We start from the raw sequence: 21,720 nt of genomic DNA, 5'->3' as shown, positions 1-21,720 counted from the left end.
TAGGAGTATTTATTTACAAAAGATTACTTTTATATTATGGCAGAATTTATAAAATTATATAACGATAACCCTAACTCTAAAGAGATTGAAAAGATTGTGAAAATCTTACAAAAAGGGGGGGTAATTATTTATCCAACGGATACTGTTTACGGTTTGGGGTGTGATATTACGAATACAAAAGCATTAGAGAAAATAGCTAAAATAAAAGGAGTTAAGCTTGATAAAGCTAATTTTTCGTTTGTATGTAATGATTTAAGTCATTTGTCAGATTATGTAAAACAAATTAATACAGCTACCTATAAAATTTTAAAAAGAGGTTTACCAGGGCCTTATACTTTTATTTTACCTGGAAGTAATTCTCTACCAAAAGTTTTTAAGAAACGTAAAACGGTAGGTATTCGTGTGCCAGATAATAATATTGCTCGTGCAATTGTTGCCGCTTTAGGTAACCCAATAGTTTCAACTTCTATTCACGATGAAGATGAGGTTATAGAATACACTACAGATCCTGAGTTAATTTTCGAGAAATGGCAAAACATAGTTGATCTTGTTGTTGATGGTGGTTTTGGTGATAACTATGCATCAACAGTAATAGATTTAACAGACGATTACCCAGAAGTAATTCGTGAAGGAAAAGGGAGTTTAGATATATTGTAAATGAAAAACTTATACGATGAATTTGATGAATGTGAAAATCAAAAAAATATAAAAAAAGCAGCACTAGAGTTTAGAAAATTATTAGAAGAGGAGATTAAGGTTATAAAAAATTATGAATTTGATCTTTTTCCGCGAGGGAGTTGTTTAGCTTCTTCAGTGTTATTGAGTTCTTTTTTAGAGAAAAGAGGTTTTGGTGTTTTTAAGCTTGTTTTCTCAAAAAGAAATGAAAAAACACATGCGTGGTTACAAAACCATTCTCTTTACATAGATATAACAGCTGATCAATTTAAAGATAATAAAGAAAAAGTAATAGTTGAAAAAAAAGAGAATTCCTTATTCCATAGAGGATTTCAAATAGATAATATACGAGATGTGGATAGGCTAGATTTTTATGACAAGAAATTGTTTGATTTAGAAAAAATAATCAATTCAAAATCTAAGCTATTTTAAATTCTCAAATTTTTTTCTTCCCAAAGCAAAATATTGCCAAATAACAGAAGTGTGTAAGTTGTAATTAGCTTTCTTCTGTAATAGTTTTCTTTTTCCTAAAAACTTAAAAAAGTTCACATAAAAACTAAAGTGCGCTTTTAAAATAGCAAGGGTATGTTTTGGTTTTAATTCGGTTAAAAATTTTAGCCCCGCAATTCCGTCTAGAATTAATCGAGAAAAAATGATAAATAAGAACCATTGTTTCGGAACATTTTTAACGACGTTTAATAAACTATTCCTGAAGTTTAAAAATGTTTTATGAGGGTTTGTTTCGTTTAATGTAGCACCGCCAACATGGTAAACAGTAGAATTACCAACATATTTAATATTAAAACCTTCATTTTGTGCACGCCAGCATAAATCTATTTCTTCTTGATGTGCAAAATAATCTTCATCAAAACCATTTAATTGATGATATACTTTTGATCGAATAAATAAACAAGCTCCTGACGCCCAAAAAATATCAGCAATATCATTATACTGTCCATTATCAGCTTCTAAATGATTAAAGAGACGTCCTCGGCAATATGGATAACCATATAAATCAACATAACCTCCTCCAGCACCAGCATATTCAAATTTTGTTTTGTCTTTAAAATCTAAAATTTTAGGTTGTATAATTGCAGTATTACCGTCTTTTTTAAAGCTTGCTAAAATAGGAGTTAACCAATTTTTAGTAACTTCAATATCAGAATTTAATAAACAGTATATATCAGCATTAATATGTTGTAAAGCGTCATTGTAGCCTTTAGCATATCCGCCATTAGTACTATTTTGTATAATTTTAACTGACGGGTAGTTTTGTTTAATGAAATTAATAGAGTCATCAGAAGATGCGTTGTCAGCCACATAAATTTCGGCTTCTTGATTGCTAAAATTTATGATACTAGGTAAGAACTGTTTTAATAATTTTTTACCGTTCCAATTTAATATGACGATTGCTGTTTTCAAGAGAGCGAAATTATAGTTTTATTGTGGTTTAAAAATGTAATAAATTGTTAATTATAAGATGGAATATCTTTTAAAAATATATAGGTTTCTTTTTCTTTATCAAGTTTACAAAAATAATGCTGTAATCCGTTTGTAACAACTAAATAATTGGCATTTAGCTTTAAGTTGTAGCGTGCAATTTGATCGAATGTGTCTTGAGCAATTTTAATTTTTGGAGCCTTACATTCTACTATAATATTGGGAGTTCCATCAGGTGAGAAAATAACAATATCTGTACGTTTTTTTAAATTATTTATAATCAGTTGTTTTTCAATAGAAATTAAAGAAACAGGGTAGTTTTTTTCTTGAATTAAAAATTGCACAAAATGTTGGCGAACCCATTCTTCAGGAGTTAATACGACATCTTTTTTTCTCAAATTATCAAAAATAAGCGTCTTATTTTCGTTACTTTTGAGCTTAAATGTATAGTTCGGAAGATTGAGTTTTTGCATAATTAAAATATATGTAAAAATAGAAAATCATTGCGAGTGAAACAGCAGAATTTTAAATTAAAGATAAATTTGTTATTCTAATCAGATTACCTATTAAAAGTTATGAATGAAATTAAAGCTATCATATCAGATATTAAAGAAGGAAACATTAAGCCTATTTATTTTTTAATGGGTGAAGAACCTTATTATATTGATAAAATATCTGATTATATTGAAAAAAATGTACTTGATGAATCTGAAAAAGGATTTAATCAAGTGGTAATGTATGGAAGAGATGTAACGATAGAAGAAATTATGTCATCTGCAAAACGTTACCCAATGATGGCAGATAAACAGGTAATCATTGTAAAAGAGGCGCAAGATTTAAGCCGTACGATAGATAAGATTGAAGCCTATGCAGCAAATCCACAAGCAACGACTGTTTTAGTTTTTAATTATAAATATAAGAAATTAGATAAACGAAAAAAATCATACAAAGCTATTGCTAAAAGTGGATTGATTTATGAGAGCAAGAAACTATATGACAATCAAGTTGCAGATTGGATTCGTAAAGTTTTAGGAGGTCAAAAATATAATATCGAACCAAAAGCATCTCAAATGTTAGTTGAGTTTTTAGGAACAGATTTAAGTAAAATTTCTAATGAATTAGATAAGTTAACATCTGTACTACCTAAAGAAACTATCATCTCTGATAAGCACATTGAAGAGAATATAGGTATATCTAAAGACTTTAATAATTTTGAATTACGAAAAGCAGTTGGCCAAAAAGAGATAGTAAAAGCAAATAGAATTATTAATTATTTTGCGCAAAATCCTAAAAATAACCCTTTAGTAATGAGCATATCTTTGCTAAATAGTTTTTTTACCCAACTATTAATGTACCATGGTTTAAAAGATAAATCAAAATCATCAGTAGCTAAAAATTTAGGAGTAAGCCCTTATTTTGTTGATGATTATAGTTCTGCTGCAAGGAACTACCCAATGCGAAAAGTATCACAAATAATAGGCCTATTACGAGAAGCAGATGTTAAAAGTAAAGGAGTAGGAGCTAGTCAATCTCACAGTGATATTTTAAAAGAATTATTATTTAAAATTTTACATTAAAATAAAAGTTGCGTTTTAATAAACGTAACTTTTATTGTTCTATTAATTGTTTTTACTAAATGTTATCAATGTAGCCTCTTTTTTCCTTACAAGTTAAACATTCAAAGGCGTAAAATGTACAATTGGCATATTCAGACTTATTAGGACCAAATTGACTTTCATAAAGATCATCACCTCCATATAAACAGATGTTTTCATAATATTCTTCAGCATTATTATTAGGTGCGTTCTTTAAGAAATCTTCATGTTGCCAAGTACCTATATATTTCATGAAATCATTACAATGAACTAACCATTTTGCACCTTGCCATGCTCTAAATGGTGGGGTATGTATTAATTCTAAAGGTTTTGATTTGTCTATTAAATCTAATTGCTTTTCTATAGGTAAAATATAAGAAGTGTAATAGGTAGATTTTTTGGTATGTGAAGAGTGATCTGCTTTTATAATCACCCCTTCTTTTGTAACTAATGCATCGTGTTCTATTTCTTGTACAAATCCGTATTTTCTGTCGCTAAGACATTTTAAACAGATACTTTTGGCTTCATCAATATTTTCGTTTGCAATAATAGTTATACTGTCATCTAGCTCTGCTATTGGAAAATCACTTTTTCCACAAAAGAAACAGCTATGTTTCTCATGATTTGTTTCAAAAATACTTTCTTCAATAGGAGATTCAAAATATTTAAAATGAATAGATTCCATATGCTGCTTTTGTTTTAGATGTATTAGTGTATGATTTATTAGGTTAACGATACTTAAGTAAAAAAATAAAATTAACCAGCTTTGTGAAATTGAAGTATTTCAGACCCCGAAAATAAAATAATTTTTTTTAGAAAAACACCCCCCTGAAAACAGGGGGGTAAAGTCTAACGAAAAGAACCTTTTATAGTGATGTATATAAATGAAAGAACAAATAATTTTGTAGAGTATAAATTATTATTTTAAAATGGGGAATTTAAAAAGGAGTATTAAGAGGTTTAAACTAAGTGTATTGTTTTTAACACTGAGTTTAATATATAGTAATAATTCTTGGGCACAACAGTTTTACCCTACAAATTTTGATGTTACAACTTTAAATGGAACTAATGGGTTTGTAGTACCGGGTTTGGTTACAAATTATAAATTGGGGCGTGAAGTACAGTTTATCGGAGATATTAATAATGATGGTTTTGAAGATATATGTTTGGGTAATGGTAATCAGACAGTTGGTGTAAACGATCTATCTGGAAGAGCCTATATTATTTTTGGTGCTTCAACTGGCTTTTCTACACCGTTTGATCTTACATCTTTAAATGGTACAAACGGATTTATTGTTGAGGGGATAGGATATGATGAAAGAAGGGGAACTACCGTTGCTGGACCAGGAGATATTAATGGCGATGGAATAGACGATTTAATTATTGGGACTAGTAGTTCAAGTTCAGACGATATGGTTATTTATGGGACTACAACCTTTCCTGCACTACTTAAGGTTACTGATATTAATGGTGCTAATGGTTTTTTGTTAGATACTCCGGGTAGTTATCAAGTTGCATCTTTGGGTGATGTAAACGGAGATAGTATTAATGACTTTATTATAGGAACACCACATTGGTCTGGACAATCATGGATTGTTTTTGGTCGTACAAGTAATTATCCAGCATTAGTTGATGCTACTTGGATAAATAATGCTGTTAACGGGTTTCGAACAAGTTCATTTCCTACTAGTAGACCTTCACTTAAAGTAGGAGGAGCAGGAGATATTAATAATGATGGAATAAATGATATATTAATAGGAGGTTGGAACAATAGTGCGAACCCTAATAGTTATGCATTGTTTGGGAAGAATACTTCTTTTGACGCTGTAGTAAATCTTGTAACTGTTGATGGAACAGATGGGTTTCTTATAGATAATGAAGGGAATAGTTTTATAACTGAAGTAGGACCGTTGGGAGATATTAATAATGATGGAATTGATGATTGCTTTTCAGAGAATAACATAATATTTGGATCTACATCTATTTTTCCTGCGAACTTACTCATGAGTAATTTTAATGGTACAAATGGTTTTGTATTGGAAAATTATGTAGGAAGCGCTGCTCCGACAGGAGATGTAAATTTTGATGGAATAGATGATTTTATAGTTGCTGGGGCAGACGATTATGTTGTTTTTGGTAAAACAGGAGGTTTCTCGCCTACCTTTAACTCAACAGCAATCGATGGTGCAAACGGATTTAAAATTCCATTAATTGGCTCAGGAGGAGGTGGCTCTGTTGATGGAGGTAAAGATGTGAATGGAGATGGGATTACAGATTTTATATTTGCAGATACAGGAGCTGGAAGTACAGGAGAAGTTTATGTCGTTTTTGGAGGTGATCATTATGCAATGCCTTTAAATGCAACGCATCCACAAGCAAATAACGAAACAACTACCGGATTCGATATACTTGTTAACGGACCAGAAACAGGAACTATACATTATGTAATTTTACCAGGTACTTTTTCTGGAGCTGTTAATCATAATACTATTTTAACAGGAACAGGAGCTATTGCAAACGGTAATTTTTTAATGAGCACAGCAAATGCTAACATTAATGAGGTTATCTCATCATTAACAGCAGCTACAACATATGATGTTCATTTGTTTTTAGAAGATGGTATAGGAAATAAAAGTATAATTTACCATTTAAATAATGTAACAACTTTGTCAGCAGGAGACATTACACCTCCTTCAATTACGTGCCCTGCTAATCAAACAGTAACATGTGGTACTACAGTAATACCAGATTATACAGGATTAGTAACAACGACAGATATTGTTGATCCAAGTCCTGTAGTTACCCAAAGTCCTGTAGCAGGAGCTGCTTTTGTAAGCGGTATGATAATTACAATGACCTCTACTGATGCAAGTCTAAATAGTGCTAGTTGTACATTTAATGTAACTGTTGGAGGAGATAATGTGAAGCCGACAATAACCTGTTTAATTTCAGAATCGTTATTTATCAATTCAACATTACCTAATTACTTTTTTAAATTAAAAGCTTCAGATAATTGCACTTCAATATTTAATCTTACGTATACACAAGTTCCGGCACAAGGAACAGTATTTACAGCAAATACAAATGTAACTGTTGTGGTTACAGATGAGAATGGTAATACAGAAACTTGTACATTTCTGGTAACAGTTAAAGGAGCTACACCACCTGTAAATTGTAATACTACTTCAGTAAATATTAATGATTTAGATGGGGATAATGGATTTCAAATAGATGGAGATGCAGTAAAAGCACAGTTAGGACATGATGTAAGAGGTGCTGGTGATGTTAATGGTGATGGTATTCAAGATTTTTTGGTAGGGTCACCTAATAAAGCCTATAATTATAACGCAGCCTATGGAAGGGAAAGAGGTAATTTTCCAGGAAATGTTTTTGTTGTTTTTGGGAAGGGAAATAATTTTCTACCAAATATAGATACGGTTTTATTAGATGGAACGGATGGATTTAAAATTCATAATGACATTCCAAATGGTGGTTCTCAATATTCAGGATATCAGGTAAGTACTGCGGGAGATATTAATAATGATGGAATTGATGATTTAATGTTTAGTGACCCTTTCCGTAGAAATCCATTGGGATCTGAATTGGGAACTATTTATGTGGTTTTTGGTAAAACAACTGGTTTTTTACCTGTTTTTAATCTGTCTAACATAAATGGTACAAATGGTTTTGTTTTTTTAGGTACAGATGCTTATGATCAATCAGGAAAATCTATTGATTCTGCAGGAGATATTAATAATGACGGAATAAATGATATAATAATAGGTGCAAGTACTGGTAGAGGTACAAATAATAGTGGTACATGTTATGTTATTTATGGAAAAACAGGAAGTTTTCCTGCGCTAGTAAGAGGAAGTGATTTAAATGGAACCAACGGGTTTATTATAAAAGGAGATACTGATGGAGAACAAATTGGTTATGGAGTTGTAGGATTAGGGGATGTAAATGGTGATGGTATTGACGATCTAGGTTTTGAAGGTGGAGGAAAGAAAAAAACGTATGTTCTTTTTGGAAAAACAGGAAGCTTTCCAGCTATTGTAGCAACCGCAACTATAAATGGTACAAATGGGTTTTATGCAGATATATCTTCTTTTACATCTAGTTATTATAGAAGTATAACTGGAGTTGGAGATGTTAATAATGATGGGATAAAAGACATGTTGTTTGGAAACAGGTTTCTTCTTTTTGGAAGGAATACAGGATTTACGACAGCAGAAGATATAACCAATTTAGATGGTATAAAAGGTGTAGAATTTATAGGGAGTACTTATAGAAAATCTAGTGCAGGAGGTGATTTTAACAATGATGGGATTGACGATTTAATTATAGGGCGTTCAAGTTCATCGATTGCTATTGTTTATGGTAAGAGTACTCCTTGGGATGCTACATTAAATCCATTTTCATTGCCATCATCAGAAGCTTTTAAAGTAACAGGTCTTTCGTCTGATTATTCAGTATCTGATTTAGCAGATATTAATGGTGATGGAATTACAGATGTTATCGTAGGAGAGAAAGAGAGATTGTATTATGATAGTAGTACTAGTTTAAACCCCGGACGCGCAAATGTAATTTATGGTTTTTCTGTTATCGATACTGAAGCCCCAGTTATTACTTGTCCTATAGATCAGGTTTTAGTATCAGGTAGTTTGTTGCCTGATTATATTTCTTTAGCAACAGTAACAGACAATTGCGATACTAGTCCCGTAATAACTCAAGCGCCTGTTGCAGGGGGTGTTTATACTCCTGGTATGACAATTACACTTACAGCAACAGATAAAAAAGGGAATTCAGCAAACTGTGATTTTATTGTAACAGATAATACTGATACTATAGGTCCAACAGCAACGAATCCATTACCTATTAATGTTCAGTGTTTGGATGATGTGCCATTGCCAAATCCTTTAGTTGTAACTGATGAAGCTGATAATAGCGGAATACCCCCAACGGTAGCTTTTGTAAGTGATGTAAATACAAGCCCTAGTGTTATTACTAGAACTTATAGCGTAACTGATGGAGCAGGAAATACAATAAATGTAACGCAAACGATTACGATAAGCGATACTATAAAACCAACAGCAACGAATCCGTTACCAATTAATGTTTCATGTATTGGAGATGTTCCAACAGCAGATATTACCGTAGTAACCGATGAAGCCGATAACTGTACAGGAACTATAACGATTGCTTTTGTAAGTGATGTAAACACAAGTCCAGGGCTTATCACCAGAACTTATAGTGTAACTGATGTTGCAGGAAATACGGTAGATGTAACGCAAACAATAAATATAAGCGATACTATAAAACCAACAGCAACGAATCCGTTACCAATAAATATTTCATGTATTGGAGATGTTCCAACCGCAGATATTACCGTAGTAAGCGACGAGATCGATAATTGTACAGGAACTATAACGGTTGCTTTTGTAAGTGATGTAAACACAAGTCCTAGTGTTATTACTAGAACTTATAGTGTAACCGATGTTGCAGGAAATACAATAAATGTAACGCAAATAATAAATGTAAGCGATATTGTAAAACCAACAGCAAGTGACCCATTACCAATAAGTATTTCATGTATTGGAGATGTTCCAGCCGCAGATATTACTGTAGTAACCGATGAGATCGATAATTGTACGGGAACTATAATAGTTGCTTTTGTAAGTGATGTAAACACAAGTCCAGGGCTTATCACTAGAACATATAGTGTAACGGATGCTGCAGGAAATACAATAAATGTAACGCAAACAATAAATGTAAGCGATATTGTAAAACCAACCGCAAGTGACCCATTACCAATTAATGTTTCATGTGCAGGAGATATTCCAACTGCAGATATTACTGTAGTAACAGATGAAGCCGATAATTGTACGGGAACTATAATAGTTGCTTTTGTAAGTGATGTAAATACAAGCCCAGGTATTATTACCAGAACATATAGTGTAACGGATGCTGCAGGAAATACAATAAATGTAACGCAAACAATAAATGTAAGCGATATTGTAAAACCAACCGCAAGTGACCCATTACCAATTAATGTTTCATGTGCAGGAGATATTCCAGCTGCAGATATTACTGTAGTAATAGATGAAGCGGATAATTGTACGGGAGCTATAATAGTTGCTTTTGTAAGTGATGTAAATACAAGCCCAGGTATTATTACCAGAACATATAGTGTAACGGATGCTGCAGGAAATACAATAGATGTAACGCAAACAATAAATGTAAGCGATATTGTAAAACCAACAGCAAGTGACCCATTACCAATTAATATTTCGTGTATTGGAGATGTTCCAACAGCAGATATTACTGTAGTAACCGATGAAGCCGATAATTGTACGGGGGCTATAATGGTTGCTTTTGTAAGTGATGTAAATACAAGTTCTAGTATTATTACCAGAACATATAGTGTAACTGATGCTGCAGGAAATACAATAAATGTAACGCAAACGATAAATGTAAGCGATATCATAAAACCAACAGCAAGTGATCCATTACCAATTAATATTTCATGTATTGGAGATCTTCCAGTAGCAGATATTACTGTAGTAACCGATGAAGCCGATAATTGTACAGGAGCTATAACAGTTGCTTTTGTAAGTGATGTAAACACAAGTTCTAGCGTTATTACTAGAACCTATAGTGTAACTGATGTTGCTGGCAATTCAATAAATGTAACGCAAACGATAAATGTAAGCGATATCATAAAACCAACCGCAAGTGATCCATTACCAATTAATATTTCATGTATTGGAGATGTTCCAGTAGCAGATATTACTGTCGTAACTGATGCGGCAGACAATTGTACAGGAGTTATAACAGTTGCTTTTGTAAGTGATGTAAATACAAGCCCAAGTGTTATTATTAGAACCTATAGTGTAACGGACGTTGCTGGAAACTCAATAAATGTAACGCAAACAATTACGGTAAGCGATACGATCTCCCCAACAGCAACGAACCCGTTACCTATTAATGTTTTATGTACAGGAGATATTCCTACAGCAGATATTAGTGCAATAACTGATGAGGCAGATAACTGTACAGGAGTTATTACGGTAGCTTTTGTAAATGATATGAACACAAGTCCTGGTGTTATCACTAGAACTTATAGTGTAACGGATGCGGCAGGTAACTCAACTGATGTAACTCAAACGATTACGGTAAGTGATATAATTCCCCCAACAGCAACGAACCCAGCAGCAATTATTATTTCATGTGTAGGAGATATTCCTGCAGCAGACATTACAGTAGTAGCAGGTGAGGTAGATAATTGTACAGGAACTATAACGGTAGCTTTTGTAAGTGATGTGAGCGATGGGAATAGTAATCCTGAGATTATTACTAGAACCTATAGTGTAACAGATGCCGTAGGTAATTTTACAAACGTAACACAAACGATTATTGTAAATGACAGTACAGCTCCAATAACAACCTGTCCTTCTAATAGTACTCAAAAAGTAGATTCAGGTTTATTAACGGCGGTAGTAACCTTTACAAATCCTGTAGCTACTGACAATTGCACCGTTGCAACAATAAATCAAACAGCAGGTTTACCTTCAGGGTCAGAATTTCCTATAGGAGTTAACACGATTAGTTTTGAAGCTACCGATGCAGCAGGGAATACAGCAACTTGTAGTTTTACTATAACTATTGAAGCAGAAGATCCACTAGTGTGTACTGTAGATGCAGGAACCGATTTTGATATTATCGAAGGAGATGAGGTAGCGTTAAATGCAGTGATTTCAGGAGCAGGAGTTATAGAGTGGTCACCTTCAGTTGGGGTAAGTAGTACTACGATAGCAAACCCAATAGCAAGTCCTACAGAAACAACAACCTATACAATTCGATTTGTTAATGCTGAAGGTTGTGTAGCAGAAGATACGATTACAGTTTTTGTAACACCATTAGAAAAAGATGAGACTAAATATGGTTTTTCTCCAGATGGTGATGGTATTAATGAATATTGGGAAATAGATGGCATCGAAAATTACCCTAATAACCAAGTGTTGATTTATAATAGGTGGGGAGATTTAATTTTTGAAACTACAGGTTATAACAATGCTTCAAATGTATTTAGAGGGATAGCAAACAAGAAAAGAAATTTAGGAGCAGGTAAATTACCAGAAGGTACCTACTTATTTCATATTAAAATTAAAGGTTCTCATAATTTAAAAAAGGAAAAAGGTTTCCTTATTCTAAAAAGATAATCAATGAAAATTAAAAATATAATATTGATAGTAGTAACACTATCAACAGGAATTTTTCATGCTGCATTTGGACAGCAAACCCCCGTTTTTGCAAATTATAGTTATAATAATGTAGTTATTAACCCAGCGCATGCAGGGTATTATCCAGATATTGATATTACAGTAACTAATAGAGGTCATTTAAATGGTATTGAAGGAAGTCCTAAGAATATTGGGGTAACAGTTAATTTTCCTAAAAGCTTTAAAAATGTAGGAATAGGAGCAGGTATTTCTAATGATCGAATAGGAGTAACGAATATTACAAGTTTGTTTGGCGCGTATTCATATAAAATACACTTTAACTCAGATAATAGTACTTGGTGGGATTACAATCCACATGTATTATCTTTCGGAATTACAGGAGGAGCTATGTTTTACAATGAGAATCTTTTAGATTTAAATATTAATAACGATCCTAATTTTGCAAATAATGTAAGTACAATTGTACCTACCATTGGAGCAGGGGTGTTTTATAACAGAGAACGTGTTTATGTAGGACTTTCTATTCCTAATTTACTAGGGAATTCATTGTCATCTAATGATAATATAAACATAAAAAGCACTTACTATTTTAACGCAGGATATCGATTTTTTGCTACACGTTTTAAGGAAGTAATGATAAACCCAAGTATACTTGTTAAGTATATTTCGGGAGCTCCTGTGCAAGCAGATTTAAACACAAAAATTAATTATAAAAATAAATATGAATTTGGTGTAGGTTACAGAACAAATTCATCAGTAAATATACTAGCAGGTTTTCATATCTCTAAGCGTTTTAGAATATTATATAATTATAATAAAAGTATTGATAACTCAATAATGGATACTCATGGTATTGTTTTAAACCTTCGTTTAGGAGAAGGTTTTGGAGGTAGATAAAACTTATAGGTATCTAATTTGTAAAGCATAACAGCTAACTTTTAAATAATGTTAGCTATTATACTTTATAATATACTCTTTGTAATAAGAAAAACATTTCAATTTATCTATGCTCATACTTTACCCTTTTTCCTTTCTATTTCAGAATAAAAAGAAACGATAGTTAATGCTATTCTTTAGTTTTATTATTCATTTAAAGAAAAAAAATATCATTTTAGTTTTCAGAGATTTCAAACAAGAACAGGTATAATTATCCACTGACCTCTGTAATTTTTTATCGTGACTGCACTTTAAATGCACTCTTTTTGTATTCTCATATTTGTTAACATCATAAACACTTTGTTTAGTAAAGGAATTCAAAGTACTAAAAGAATATATTTTATGTATTGTTTTTTGCGTAGAATATATTCGACTGTGAATTAATTCGTTTACCAAATCGAACCTGTCATTACATCAAAAACGAATTGTTTTTTTAGAAAAACACCCCCCTGTTTTCAGGGGTGGTATTTCTTCTATTAAACCCTTTTTATGGTGACTAATAGAAGAAATAGGTGTACTAATTTTGCTCTCTTACAAAGGATAGATACTAAAGTTTAAATTATGAAAAATAATAGTGTAAAAAGATTAAAATCAAAATTTAGTAAGATAGCTTGTCTATTGTTCTTAATTTTTAATGTTTTTGTTTCTTTTGGGCAAGGGTCTTCAAAATTACCAATATCAGGAACTGACGATACACAGCGATTTAGTGTGTATGGTGAGCAGATTGCAGATGATTTAGGTGAGTCAGTTAGCGATCTTGGAGATGTAAATGGAGATGGTATAGATGATATTATAATAGGTGCTCCTGGTATTAATGATGGAGCTACATTAAGGGTAGGTGAGGCTTATGTTATTTTTGGAGCTACAGGAATTACAACTGCTTCGATAGATGTTAATAATTTAACAGGTTTAAATGGTTTTACCGTGAGAGGCCTTAGTACATCGGATGAAATTGGGATTGCAGTAAGTAGTGCAGGAGATATAAATGATGATGGAATTAATGATGTATTAATAGGAAGTTCAGGAAAAGTAATTGTGATTTTTGGAAATACAACGGGGTTTTTACCAGTGTATACTATAACAGATATAAATGGAGTTAATGGAATAATATTAGAGGATACATTATTGCTGGGTAAATTTGGTGAATCACTTAGTAATATACCTGATGTTAATAATGATGGAATAAATGATGTTATTATTGGTTCTCCAAACAGTACTGGTAATGCTTATGTATTTTATGGAGGTTCTACAATAGGAAATACAGATGCCGCTTCACTTAATGGTACTAATGGCTTTAAAATTGAAGGATTCTCGCAAAGTAGTTCCGGACAGGTATTAAATGTGGGTAATGCTGGTGATATTAATGATGATGGTATAGAAGATATAGTTCTAGGATTTCCGAATTACGATGATGGAGAAACTAATTCAGGTAGAGTAGCCGTAGTTTTTGGTAATAGTTTGGGGTTTTCTTCTGTATTAAGTTTGTCTTCATTAAATGGAGTTAATGGTTTTATCGTAACGAATGACATAAAATACGATAACTTTGGTAAAACAGTTGGAGACGCAAAAGATTTTAATGGTGATGGAATTGACGATTTTGCAATAACGTCTGCTAATAAAGCTTATGTTGTTTTTGGTAAAACAACTCTTTTTTCTTCGCTTATAAAAATTTCAGATATATTAATTACAGACAAGTTTGTTTTTAATGCAGGATGGTTTCGAAATATTGATCAAATATCTGATATTGATGGATTATCTGATGTAAATAATGATGGAATTACAGATTTGGTAATTTCTTCACCACATTGGTCCGGATTTGCGAAGAGTGGGTCGGTCTATGTTCTTTATGGAGGTACAAGTCTTCCTTCAACTATGGGAAGCATGGATATTAATGGGGTGAATGGATATCATGTTTTTGATGATGTGAGGTATAGTTATAAAGGGTTTGGTGTTTCTGTGAGTAATGCAGGAGACTTTAATAATGATGGAACGAATGACTTTATCGTTGGAGAAAGAATAAATCTAAGTCATGTTTATAATAAAATAGGAGGGGCGCATGTCTTTTTCGGTAATACATTTGTTGATATAATAGATAATATAGCACCAATAATAAATTGTCCTAGTACGTCACAAGAATTATATGCCAATTCTGTATTACCTAATTATATTAATTTATTATCTAGCGTAAGTGATAATTCTTCTTATAATACAGACATGCAGTATACGCAAACACCAAGCGAAGGAACATTAATCACTTCAAATACAAATGTTGAAATAACAGTTACGGACGAATCAGGAAATACAAGTTCTTGTTCTTTTATGGTAACTTTAAAAACAACAACAGCAGAAATAAATTGCGCTACAACGAATTTTTCGGTTAATAATTTAAACGGAACAAATGGTATTGTTATTTATGGTGAAGACCCGCACAGTGAAACAGGGTATGATGTGAATACTGCCGGAGATGTAAATGGTGATGGAATTGACGATTTTATTGTAGTGGCTAAAGGTGATACTGTTAATTTTACGGGGCCATATAGTGCGTATCATATTGATGTACGCGGTGGAGTTTATATTATTTTTGGAACAAGCAGCGGTTTTCCTCCTAATATAGATTTAGAATACCTAAACGGAATTAATGGCTTTAAAATTAATAATGATAATTTACTTCACACTAGTACAAGTAGTGATATTCAGTTTTTTAAGGCAGATACTGCTGGAGATATAAATAATGATGGTTTTGATGATATAATAATTGGTACTCCCAATAGTAGGGGGCCTAGTGGTTCTAGTAGGGTTGGAAGCGCATATGTTGTTTTTGGAAAAAGTAGCGGTTTTTCTGCTGATTTTGACCTAGCAACCTTAAACGGGACTAATGGGTTTACAATTTCAGGTACGGGTACTAATGCGTATTTTGGAAATGATTTAGACAACTTAGGCGATGTTAATGGAGATAATATAGATGATATTATAGTTACCAATGGTACTTATTCAGGATCTGTAGAGTCAGGTAAATGTTTTGTTATTTATGGTTCAACATCAGGTTACCCTGCTTTATTTGATCTTTCGGGGTTAGATGGTACCAACGGTTTTAAAATTACTAGTGATGGTTCAACTGCTGAGAATATTGGTAGGAGTGCTGCTGGAGTTGGTGATGTAAATGGAGATCATATTAATGATATAGCTATTGGGGGCGCAAAAGATAGAAAATTCATTGTTTTTGGTAAACCAAGCAGCGCTAATTTTCCTAGTACATTTAATGTAGAAAATTTGAATGGAAGTAATGGTTTTGCTGTAGAGCATTCTACGTCAGCACTTGGGCAAAATGTAGAAAAAGCAAATGATGTAAATAATGATGGTTTTACTGATGTTATTTTTGGGAAAAAATATGTTTTATTTGGGGGGAATACTTTCCCTGCTGTATTTGATTTAGAAAGTTTAGACGGAACCAATGGTTTTTCTGTTTCAAGTACAGGAAAAGTATTTAGTTTCGCAGGAGATTTTAATAATGATAATTATGATGATTTAATTTATGGAGATTCTAGATCTCAATATATTATTTATGGTAAAGAAAATTGGGAAGAGTCTATTTCTACAAGTTCAAGCGCTCCAGGTTGTTTATTAAAAATATCTTTACTAAATAATAATGATCTTGTATCTGGTTCGTATGCAGGAGATGTTAATAACGATGGAATTGATGACCTTGTTTTAGGGCATTATAAACTACACAGTTCTAATTATAAAGTTAATGCAGATTCAGGTTTTGCTTATGTTATTTTTGGTAAAGATATACCTGATACAGAAGTTCCTGTAATTAGCTGTCCTACAAATCAAACTTTAACAGTGGGTAGCTTACTACCAGATTATACTTCTTTGGCTACATATACAGATAATTGTGATTCATGTATTATAATTACCCAAGTACCTATTGCAGGCAGTGTCTATACTCCAGGTATGACAATTACACTTACAGCAACTGATAAAAAAGGAAATTCAGTCGATTGTTCTTTTACAGTAAATGCCCCTACAGATATTACACCTCCAATAATTACTTGTCCTCCAAATCAATCATTAGCTTGCGGAGAGCTTGTTCCTAACTATTTAACACTATTAACAGTAACAGATGATATAGATACATCAGTAACAGTATTACAAAGTCCAGGAACAGGGTCAACTTTTGCTAATGGCATGACCATAACTTTTACAGCAACAGATGATGCAGGTAACTCAAGCACCTGCGACCTAATAATTAATGCCTCTGGTCCAGATACAACACCTCCTACTTTTGATTGTCCAAGCTCACTTACATTAGCCTGTGGAGCTACAATACCCAATTATGCAGAAGACCCAATTATGAATCTGAAAGATAATTGTAGTGCTAATATTTCATACACTCAAACCCCTGGAGCAGGTAGTCCTTTTTATGATGGTATTGAAATTAAAATAACATATAAAGACGAATCTGGAAACGAAGCTAGCTGCATATTTAATGTAAATGCATCTACACCAGATACAGAAGATCCCATTATTACTACTTGCCCTACTAATCAAAAGCTTAATTGTGGTGATTTTATACCTAATTATTCTGGATTAGTTACATTTACCGATAACTGTAGTAATACAGCATCATATAATCAAACTCCTCCCGCAGGAACTGTATTTACAGGAGACACTACTGTAACTGTGATTATTGAAGATCCTTCGGGAAACAGCAGTTCTTGCTTATTTATGGTTGAAGCTAATCCTGATACTACGAATCCAACGGCAAGTAATCCGATAGCAATAAATGTTTCCTGTGCAGGAGATATTCCAACAGCAGATATCACCGTAGTAACTGATGAAGCAGATAATTGTACTGTAAATCCAACAGTAGCTTTTGTTAGCGATGTAAATACAAGCGTTGGTATAATCACTAGAACGTATAGTATAACCGATACGGCAGGAAACTCAATAAATGTAACGCAAACTATTACAGTAAATGATACGGTAAATCCAACGGCAAGTAATCCAATAGCAATAAATGTTTCATGTGCAGGAGATATTCCAGCTGCAGATATTACTGTAGTAACAGATGAAGCGGATAATTGTACGGGAGCTATAATAGTTGCTTTTGTAAGTGATGTAAACACAAGTCCAGGGCTTATCACTAGAACTTATAGTGTAACCGATGTTGCAGGAAATACAATAGATGTAACGCAAACAATAAATGTAAGCGATATTGTAAAACCAACCGCAAGTGATCCATTACCAATTAATGTTTCATGTATTGGAGATGTTCCAACCGCAGATATTACCGTAGTAACCGATGAGATCGATAATTGTATAGGAACTATAACGGTTGCTTTTGTAAGTGATGTAAACACAAGTCCTAGTGTTATTACTAGAACTTATAGTGTAACTGATGTTGCTGGAAATACGGTAGATGTAACGCAAACGATAATTATAAACGATACAATAAAACCAACAGCAACGAATCCATTACCAATAAGTATTTCATGTATTGGAGATGTTCCAACCGCAGATATTACCGTAGTAACCGATGAGACCGATAATTGCACGGGAACTATAAGCGTAGCTTTTGTAGGTGATGTAAATACAAGCGCTAGTGTTATCACTAGAACTTATAGTGTTACAGATGCTGCAGGAAATACAATAAATGTAAAACAAACAATAAATATAAGCGATATTGTAAAACCAACGGCAAGTGACCCACTACCAATTAATGTTTCATGTGCAGGAGATGTTCCAGCTGCAGATATTACTGTAGTAACCGATGAAGCCGATAATTGTACGGGAACTACAACCGTAGCTTTTGTAAGTGATGTAAATACAAGCCCTAGTGTTATTACTAGAACTTATAACGTAACTGATGGAGCAGGAAATTCAATAAATGTAACGCAAACGATTACGATAAGCGATACTATAAAACCAACAGCAACGAATCCGTTACCAATTAATGTTTCATGTATTGGAGATGTTCCAACAGCAGATATTACCGTAGTAACCGATGAAGCCGATAACTGTACAGGAACTATAACGATTGCTTTTGTAAGTGATGTAAATACAAGTCCTAGTATTATCACCAGAACTTATAGTGTAACTGATGTTGCTGGAAATACGGTAGATGTAACGCAAACGATAAATATAAACGATACAATAAAACCAACAGCAACGAATCCATTACCAATAAGTATTTCATGTATTGGAGATGTTCCAACCGCAGATATTACCGAAGTAACCGATGAGACCGATAATTGTACGGGAACTATAATAGTTGCTTTTGTAAGTGATGTAAACACAAGTCCAGGGCTTATCACTAGAACTTATAGTGTAACCGATGTTGCAGGAAATACAATAAATGTAACGCAAACAATAAATGTAAGCGATATTGTAAAACCAACCGCAAGTGACCCATTACCAATTAATGTTTCATGTGCAGGAGATATTCCAACAGCAGATATTACTGTAGTAACAGATGAAGCCGATAATTGTACGGGAACTATAATAGTTGCTTTTGTAAGTGATGTAAACACAAGTCCAGGGCTTATCACTAGAACTTATAGTGTAACCGATGTTGCAGGAAATACAATAAATGTAACGCAAACAATAAATGTAAGCGATATTGTAAAACCAACCGCAAGTGACCCATTACCAATTAATGTTTCATGTGCAGGAGATATTCCAGCTGCAGATATTACTGTAGTAATAGATGAAGCGGATAATTGTACGGGAGCTATAATAGTTGCTTTTGTAAGTGATGTAAATACAAGCCCAGGTATTATTACCAGAACATATAGTGTAACGGATGCTGCAGGAAATACAATAAATGTAACGCAAACAATAAATATAAGTGATATTGTAAAACCAATAGCAAGTGATCCATTACCAATTAATGTTTCGTGTATTGGAGATATTCCAGCTGCAGATATTACTATAGTAACCGATGAAGCCGATAATTGCACGGGGGCTATAACGGTTGCTTTTGTAAGTGATGTAAATACAAGTCCTAGTATTATTACCAGAACATATAGTGTAACTGATGCTGCAGGAAATACAATAAATGTAACGCAAACGATAAATGTAAGCGATATTCTAAAACCAACCGCAAGTGATCCATTACCAATTAATATTTCATGTATTGGAGATGTTCCAGTAGCAGATATCACTGTCGTAACTGATGAAGCCGATAATTGCACAGGAACTATAACAGTTGCTTTTGTAAGTGATGTAAACACAAGTCCTAGTGTTATTACTAGAACCTATAGTGTAACTGATGTTGCTGGCAATTCAATAAATGTAACGCAAACGATAAATGTAAGCGATATCATAAAACCAACCGCAAGTGATCCATTACCAATTAATATTTCATGTATTGGAGATGTTCCAGTAGCAGATATTACTGTCGTAACTGATGCGGCAGACAATTGTACAGGAGTTATAACAGTTGCTTTTGTAAGTGATGTAAATACAAGCCCAAGTGTTATTATTAGAACCTATAGTGTAACGGACGTTGCTGGAAACTCAATAAATGTAACGCAAACAATTACGGTAAGCGATACGATCTCCCCAACAGCAACGAACCCGTTACCTATTAATGTTTTATGTACAGGAGATATTCCTACAGCAGATATTAGTGCAATAACTGATGAGGCAGATAACTGTACAGGAGTTATTACGGTAGCTTTTGTAAATGATATGAACACAAGTCCTGGTGTTATCACTAGAACTTATAGTGTAACGGATGCGGCAGGTAACTCAACTGATGTAACTCAAACGATTACGGTAAGTGATATAATTCCCCCAACAGCAACGAACCCAGCAGCAATTATTATTTCATGTGTAGGAGATATTCCTGCAGCAGACATTACAGTAGTAGCAGGTGAGGTAGATAATTGTACAGGAACTATAACGGTAGCTTTTGTAAGTGATGTGAGCGATGGGAATAGTAATCCTGAGATTATTACTAGAACCTATAGTGTAACAGATGCCGTAGGTAATTTTACAAACGTAACACAAACGATTATTGTAAATGACAGTACAGCTCCAATAACAACCTGTCCTTCTAATAGTACTCAAAAAGTAGATTCAGGTTTATTAACGGCGGTAGTAACCTTTACAAATCCTGTAGCTACTGACAATTGCACCGTTGCAACAATAAATCAAACAGCAGGTTTACCTTCAGGGTCAGAATTTCCTATAGGAGTTAACACGATTAGTTTTGAAGCTACCGATGCAGCAGGGAATACAGCAACTTGTAGTTTTACTATAACTATTGAAGCAGAAGATCCACTAGTGTGTACTGTAGATGCAGGAACCGATTTTGATATTATCGAAGGAGATGAGGTAGCGTTAAATGCAGTGATTTCAGGAGCAGGAGTTATAGAGTGGTCACCTTCAGTTGGGGTAAGTAGTACTACGATAGCAAACCCAATAGCAAGTCCTACAGAAACAACAACCTATACAATTCGATTTGTTAATGCTGAAGGTTGTGTAGCAGAAGATACGATTACAGTTTTTGTAACACCATTAGAAAAAGATGAGACTAAATATGGTTTTTCTCCAGATGGTGATGGTATTAATGAATATTGGGAAATAGATGGCATCGAAAATTACCCTAATAACCAAGTGTTGATTTATAATAGGTGGGGAGATTTAATTTTTGAAACTACAGGTTATAACAATGCTTCAAATGTATTTAGAGGGATAGCAAACAAGAAAAGAAATTTAGGAGCAGGTAAATTACCAGAAGGTACCTACTTATTTCATATTAAAATTAAAGGTTCTCATAATTTAAAAAAGGAAAAAGGTTTCCTTATTCTAAAAAGATAATC

At 33.2% G+C, this 21,720-nt stretch carries 9 protein-coding genes; 6 read left to right on the top strand and 3 right to left on the bottom strand.

Annotation, left to right across the window (positions count from 1 at the left end; all coding sequences use genetic code 11):
- Window positions 1-36: 36 nt before the first annotated feature.
- On the top strand, window positions 37-657 hold the full coding sequence (locus CXF68_RS18770; protein ID WP_064966197.1) for an L-threonylcarbamoyladenylate synthase: 621 nt from the start codon (window positions 37-39) through the stop codon (window positions 655-657).
- Window positions 658-1,107: a hypothetical protein gene (locus CXF68_RS18765; protein ID WP_101046691.1), complete on the top strand. Its 450-nt coding sequence runs from the start codon at window positions 658-660 to the stop codon at window positions 1,105-1,107.
- Here the strand turns inward: CXF68_RS18765 and CXF68_RS18760 are convergent.
- Window positions 1,099-2,097, bottom strand: a complete 999-nt coding sequence (locus CXF68_RS18760; protein WP_101046688.1) for a glycosyltransferase family 2 protein — start codon at window positions 2,095-2,097, stop codon at window positions 1,099-1,101. The genes CXF68_RS18765 and CXF68_RS18760 overlap by 9 nt on opposite strands.
- Window positions 2,098-2,144: 47 nt before the next feature.
- Window positions 2,145-2,588, bottom strand: a complete 444-nt coding sequence (locus tag CXF68_RS18755) for a type I restriction enzyme HsdR N-terminal domain-containing protein (protein WP_101046686.1) — start codon at window positions 2,586-2,588, stop codon at window positions 2,145-2,147.
- 102 nt (window positions 2,589-2,690) lie between these two features.
- Here CXF68_RS18755 and holA point away from each other — a divergent pair, with 102 nt between their 5' ends.
- Entirely contained in the window at window positions 2,691-3,692 is a 1,002-nt protein-coding gene (gene holA / locus CXF68_RS18750; RefSeq protein ID WP_101046684.1) for a DNA polymerase III subunit delta, read from the top strand.
- A 55-nt stretch (window positions 3,693-3,747) separates the two neighbouring features.
- Here holA and CXF68_RS18745 read toward each other — a convergent pair whose 3' ends face one another.
- A complete protein-coding gene (locus CXF68_RS18745) occupies window positions 3,748-4,395 on the bottom strand; it encodes a CbrC family protein (RefSeq protein ID WP_101046682.1) in 648 nt (215 codons plus the stop codon).
- Between the two features lie 289 nt (window positions 4,396-4,684).
- On the opposite strand from CXF68_RS18745, the gene CXF68_RS18740 reads away from it, so the two are divergent.
- The 3 genes from CXF68_RS18740 to CXF68_RS18730 all read left to right on the top strand — a co-directional run bounded on the left by CXF68_RS18740 (window position 4,685) and on the right by CXF68_RS18730 (window position 21,718).
- A complete protein-coding gene (locus CXF68_RS18740) occupies window positions 4,685-11,932 on the top strand; it encodes an HYR domain-containing protein (protein ID WP_198553859.1) in 7,248 nt (2,415 codons plus the stop codon).
- Window positions 11,933-11,935: 3 nt separating this feature from the next.
- Window positions 11,936-12,850, top strand: a complete 915-nt coding sequence (locus CXF68_RS18735; protein ID WP_101046676.1) for a PorP/SprF family type IX secretion system membrane protein — start codon at window positions 11,936-11,938, stop codon at window positions 12,848-12,850.
- A 600-nt stretch (window positions 12,851-13,450) separates the two neighbouring features.
- Window positions 13,451-21,718, top strand: a complete 8,268-nt coding sequence (locus CXF68_RS18730) for an HYR domain-containing protein (protein ID WP_101046678.1) — start codon at window positions 13,451-13,453, stop codon at window positions 21,716-21,718.
- Window positions 21,719-21,720 lie beyond the last annotated feature (2 nt).

It is taken from the genome of Tenacibaculum sp. Bg11-29 (assembly GCF_002836595.1).
GTDB lineage: Bacteria > Bacteroidota > Bacteroidia > Flavobacteriales > Flavobacteriaceae > Polaribacter.
This window is presented reverse-complemented; position numbering and strand designations above follow the sequence as displayed.